Source organism: Cellulomonas sp. B6, from assembly GCF_001462455.1.
Lineage (GTDB): Bacteria > Actinomycetota > Actinomycetes > Actinomycetales > Cellulomonadaceae > Cellulomonas.
Genome location: NZ_LNTD01000237.1, coordinates 1 through 5,097, shown reverse-complemented (window position 1 = coordinate 5,097; position 5,097 = coordinate 1). Strand labels below are relative to the sequence as shown.

General features: G+C 76.9%; 5 protein-coding genes. 4 read left to right on the top strand and 1 reads right to left on the bottom strand.

Annotated elements, in window-relative coordinates; genetic code table 11:
- Positions 1-57: 57 nt before the first annotated feature.
- The 4 genes from ATM99_RS17275 (at position 58) to ATM99_RS17260 (ending at position 4,478) form a co-directional block, all read left to right on the top strand.
- Positions 58-2,127, top strand: coding sequence for an acyl-CoA dehydrogenase (locus ATM99_RS17275; protein WP_062104051.1), 2,070 nt, complete (start codon positions 58-60; stop codon positions 2,125-2,127).
- A 34-nt stretch (positions 2,128-2,161) separates the two neighbouring features.
- On the top strand, positions 2,162-2,623 hold the full coding sequence (locus tag ATM99_RS17270) for a hypothetical protein (RefSeq protein ID WP_062104050.1): 462 nt from the start codon (positions 2,162-2,164) through the stop codon (positions 2,621-2,623).
- A gap of 107 nt (positions 2,624-2,730) precedes the next feature.
- On the top strand, positions 2,731-3,522 hold the full coding sequence (thiD, locus tag ATM99_RS17265) for a bifunctional hydroxymethylpyrimidine kinase/phosphomethylpyrimidine kinase (RefSeq protein ID WP_062104049.1): 792 nt from the start codon (positions 2,731-2,733) through the stop codon (positions 3,520-3,522).
- Between the two features lie 107 nt (positions 3,523-3,629).
- Positions 3,630-4,478 (top strand): DUF2599 domain-containing protein, encoded by an 849-nt coding sequence (locus ATM99_RS17260; protein ID WP_062104048.1) that lies wholly within the window; start codon positions 3,630-3,632, stop codon positions 4,476-4,478.
- A gap of 267 nt (positions 4,479-4,745) precedes the next feature.
- Here ATM99_RS17260 and ATM99_RS17255 read toward each other — a convergent pair.
- Positions 4,746-5,097: LPXTG cell wall anchor domain-containing protein (locus tag ATM99_RS17255; RefSeq protein ID WP_150118350.1), on the bottom strand; the 352-nt coding region annotated here is incomplete at its 5' end.

Here is a 5,097-nt window from a genome sequence, read left to right as displayed (position 1 = left end):
GGCGGCGCACCACCCCACAGCCGGCGACGATGCCGACCCCACCCCCAGGGAGCAGCGATGCCGACGACGACCGACCGCCCCCCCGCCCGCCCGGCCGCCGCCGACCCGCGCGTCGACGTCGCCGCGCTCGAGGACCTGCTGCTCGGCCGGTACGCGGAGCTGCGCCGCTCGGCGCGCGCGATCGTCGCCGACCCGGACTTCCAGAAGATCGAGGGCCAGCCGGTGGCCGAGCACCGCGAGCGCGTGCTCGCGCAGCTGCGGCGGCTCGAGTCGGAGCACGACGTGCTGCGCGCCTTCCCGGCCCGGCACGGCGGCGCGGACGACCACGGCGGCTCGCTCGCGCGGTTCGAGGAGCTCGTCGCCGCGGACCCGTCGCTGCAGATCAAGGCCGGCGTGCAGTGGGGCCTGTTCGCCTCGGCGATCCTGCACCTGGGCACCGAGCACCACCACGACACGCTGCTGCCCGACGCGATGCACCTGCAGGTGCCGGGCGCGTTCGCGATGACCGAGACGGGCCACGGGTCGGACGTCGCGTCGATCGGCACGACCGCCGAGTACGACCCGCAGACGCAGGAGTTCGTCATCCACACGCCGTTCCGCGGCGCCTGGAAGGACTACCTCGGCAACGCCGCGCTGCACGGCACCGCGGCCGTCGTCTTCGCCAAGCTGATCACCGCCGCACCGGGGCAGCCGCGCGTGGACCACGGCGTCCACGCGTTCTACGTCCCGATCCGCGACCCCCGGACCGGCGAGTTCCTGCCGGGCGTCGGCGGTGAGGACGACGGCGTCAAGGGCGGGCTCAACGGCATCGACAACGGGCGCCTGCACTTCGACCACGTGCGCGTGCCGCGCACGAACCTGCTCAACCGGTACGGCGACGTCGCGCCCGAGGGCACGTACTCGTCACCGATCGCGAGCCCCGGGCGGCGGTTCTTCACGATGCTCGGGACACTCGTGCAGGGGCGCGTCTCGCTCGACGGCGCGGCCGCCAACGCCAGCAAGATGGCGCTCGCGATCGCCGTGACGTACGCCAACCAGCGCCGGCAGTTCGCAGGGGGGACTGCCGACGAGGTCGTGCTGCTCGACTACGGGCAGCACCGCCGCCGCCTGCTGCCGCTGGTGGCGGAGGCGTACGCCGCGACGTTCGCGCACGAGGAGCTGCTCGCCGCGTTCGACGAGGTGTTCTCGGGCCGCGGGGACACGCCCGAGAAGCGCGAGGACCTCGAGACGCTCGCGGCGGCGCTCAAGCCGACGTCGACGTGGGCGGCCCTGCGCACCGTGCAGACCGCGCGCGAGGCGTGCGGCGGGCAGGGGTTCCTCGCCGAGAACCGGCTCACGGGCCTGCACGCCGACCTCGACGTGTACGTGACGTTCGAGGGCGACAACACGGTCCTCTACCAGCTGGTCGCCAAGCGCCTGCTCGGTGACTACGCGGCGTCGCTCAAGGCCCTGCAGTCCGACCGCGGCGACCTCGCACGGTTCGTCGTCGACAAGGTCACCGACGCCGCGCTGCACCGCACGCCGCTCGTGCGCGCCGTGCAGACCCTCGGCGACCGCGGCGACGCGCGCCGCTCGGTGGGGCAGCTGCGGGACGAGGCGACGCAGCGCGAGCTGCTGACCGACCGTGTCGAGGCGATGGTCGCGCAGCTCGCGCAGGCGCTCGCGCCCGCGCGCCGGATGAGCCCCGAGAAGGCCACCGCGCTGTTCGACGCCCACCAGCACGAGCTCATCGAGGCGGCGCGCGCGCACGCCGAGCGCGTGCAGTGGGAGGCGTTCACGCGCGGCCTCGCGCGGGTCGAGGACCCGGGGACGCGGCAGGTGCTCACGTGGGTGCGCGACCTGTTCGGGCTGACGCTCGTCGAGCGGAACCTCGCCTGGTACCTCATCCACGGGCGGCTGTCCGCCGGCCGCGCGCGCACCGTGACCTCGTACATCGAGCGGCTGCTCGAGCGCCTGCGCCCGCACGCGCAGGACCTCGTCGACGCGTTCGGCTACGGGCCCGAGCACCTGCGCGCACCCATCGCGTCGGGCGCCGAGGCGCAGCGGCAGGACGAGGCGCGCGCGTACCTGCGGGCGCAGCGCGCGAGCGGAGACGCGCCCGTGCCGGAGAAGCACCTGAAGGGCTGACCCGCGTGGGGCGCGCGGCGCGCTACCGTGCCGCGTGCCCGAGACGGTCCTGCGGTCGACGCCCGACGCGCCCTGGCTGCCGCCCGGCGGTCGCGCCGAGGTCGTGCGGTCGTCGGTCGCGCCCGTGCCCGCCGGGCTGGTCCGGCTGCTCGTGCGGCGCGGCGGCGCGGTGCTGTGCGTGCCGCGCGACGACGGCCGCGTCGACCTGCCGACGCGCGCCGTCGCGGTGGGCGACCCCGACGGGTCCGCCGCTGCGGCGGCGCTCGCGCGGGACCTCCTGGGGCCGGGCGCGCGCCCCGTGCCCGTGGGGTACGTGCGCAACGTCGTCGCGACGCCGGACGAGGGCTACCCGTGGCCGGTGCCGCTCGCGCACTTCACGGTGTGGCGCGCCGACGGCGACCCCCGCGGCGCGGGGACGTGGGTCGACGTCAGCGACCCCGCGTGCGTGCTGCGCGAGCGGCACTGGTGGCCGCTGGTCGGCGCCGACCTGCCGTGACGCACCGGCGTCCGGCCGAGTCGTCGGACGACCGTCCCGCGCGCGGGTCCCGACGTGCGAGGCTGGTCCTCGCACTCACCCCTCGCCGCACCCGACAGGAGCCCCTCGTGGTCGACCTCGCCTACGTCATCGCCGGTTCGGAAGCCACCGGCGGCGCCGGCATCCAGGCGGACCTGCGCACGTTCCAGCAGCTCGGCACGTTCGGGCTCGGCACCGTGACCTGCCTCGTGTCGTTCGACCCCGCGCACGACTGGAACCACCGGTTCTTCCCCGTGCCCGCCGAGGTCATCGCGCAGCAGATGGAGGCCGCGACGGCCGCCTACGACCTCGACGTCGTCAAGATCGGCATGCTCGGCACGCCCGCGACCATCGACGTCGTCGCCGAGGGCCTGCGCCGGCAGCAGTGGCGCCACGTCGTGCTCGACCCGGTGCTCATCTGCAAGGGGCAGGAGCCCGGTGCGGCGCTCGACACCGACAACGCGCTGCGCGAGCAGGTCGTGCCGCTCGCGACGGTCGTGACGCCCAACCTGTTCGAGACGCACGCGCTGTCCGGCATGGCGTCGATCGAGACGGTCGAGCAGCTCACCGAGGCCGCGCGCCGGATCCAGGAGCTGGGCCCGCGCGTCGTCGTCGCGAAGGGCGGGGTCGACCTGCCGGGCGACGACGCGGTCGACGTGCTCGTCGACGGCGACGAGGTCACCGTGCTGCGGACGCCGAAGGTCGGGCGCGAGCGCGTCGCCGGCGCGGGCTGCACGCTCGCCGCCGCGATCACCGCCGAGCTCGCCAAGGGCGCCGACGTCGAGGACGCGGTGACGGCGGCCAAGGCGTTCGTCACGGCGGGCATCGAGGGTCGCATCGGCGGGCGCGCGCCGTTCGAGGTGGTCCGGCAGGGCGCCTGACGTCCTGCGCGCCACGGGGTTGTGCGGCGTTGCGGCCGCCTCACGGCCGGAACGCCGCACACCCCGACCGTGCACGGACCGGGCGCGGGCACGTAGCCTCGCGTGCCGTGGGCGTGCGGCGGTGGCGGGTGACGACGGCGGTCGCCGTGCTGCTGCTCACCGCCGCGTGCACGACCGACGCGCCGCGGCCCGCCGAGCCCGGCACGGGCGCGCCGACGGGCGCTGCCGAGACCGGTTCGACCTCGTCCCCCGCAGCGCTCGACGCGGGAGCCGTCCGTGCGACGGGACTGCCCCTGGGCGACCCGCCCACGCGTGGCAGCGTGCTGCCGGTGCCCGAGGGTGCGGACGTCGGCGTCGAGCAGCGTGACGACGGGGCCGCGACGTACACGATCGCCGCGGCGGGGCCCGACGCCGCGGGGTCCGACGGCGCGGCCGGCGTGCGCGCGCGGGTCGCGCCGCCCGACGGGGGCGCCGTCGAGCTGCTCGCGGACGCCTCGGCGGTCCTGCGCGACGCCGGCGGCGCCGTCGTGACCGCGCTCGGGCGTGCGACCGGCCCCGACGGCGCGGCCGCCGCGTGGCGGGTCGAGGGTGACCTGCTGGCCCTCCACGTCGACCCCGCCGCGGGCGCCGCCGCCGCGAGCGGCACGGTGTCGTTCGAGGTGGGTACCGGTGCGCTCACCTCGGCGACGTGGGGCGAGGCCGAGGGCGGGCGCTCGCTCGCGGTCGTCCCCGCGCCGTGGGTGCGCGGCGGCAGCCTCGCGGCGCAGGAGGCTCTCGCGTCGCAGCTCGAGGCCGCGGAGCCCGAGGCCGCGACCGCGACGATGCGGGCGCAGCTGTGGTGCCACGTGCTCGGTGCCCCCGACAAGGCGTCGTGGAACCTCGAGCCGTGGCGCCCCGAGGTCGGGACGGGCACGTTGATCGCCACGCGCTGCAACCCGACCGACGCCGACGCCTGAACCCTGACCGGGTGACGCGTCCGCCGGGCGTCGGTGCGAGCCGGCGTGCGCCGTGCCGCGGCGGCCTGGCCGCCGCGACGCCGCACAGCGCTGTGCTGGTGCCCGGAAAGAGCGGTGCACCACCACGCCGGGTGCGGTCGACCCGGCGCCTCGTGGTCGCGGGCGGGAAGGTCGAGCCGTGCGGGTCAGCCCCGACGGCCCGCCGGTCGTCGGCGCTCGGGACGGCACGGCTCACCCGGGCGCGGGCGTCGCACGTCGGCGGCCACGTCAGGCACCGGCGGCGCGTCGGCGCCGCCACGTCACGAGTCCGGCGCCGAGGCCGAGCGCGAGCGCACCGGCCGCGAGCAGCGCACCCGTGCGGGCACCCGTCGCCGCGAGGACCTCGGAACGCTCCTGCGTCGCTCCGTGCACCTGCGCGTGCGCCTGCGCACGTGCGGTCGGGGTCGTGTCGTCGGCGCCGGCCGACAGCACCTCGGAGCGCTCGGTCGGGGTGGGCGCGGCGGGCCCGGTGACGCCGGGCGTCGCGGTCGCGGCGACCACCTCGACGTCGGCCGTGGCTGCGGGCGTCGGGACCGGGCCGGCCTCGCCCGCGGGCGTCGGGGTCGGACCGGTGGGCGTG

Bases quoted from the DNA above. Each gene is read 5' to 3' on its own strand.
- ATM99_RS17275 (WP_062104051.1), top strand. From the start codon at position 58: ATGCCGACGACGACCGACCGCCCCCCCGCCCGCCCGGCCGCCGCCGAC.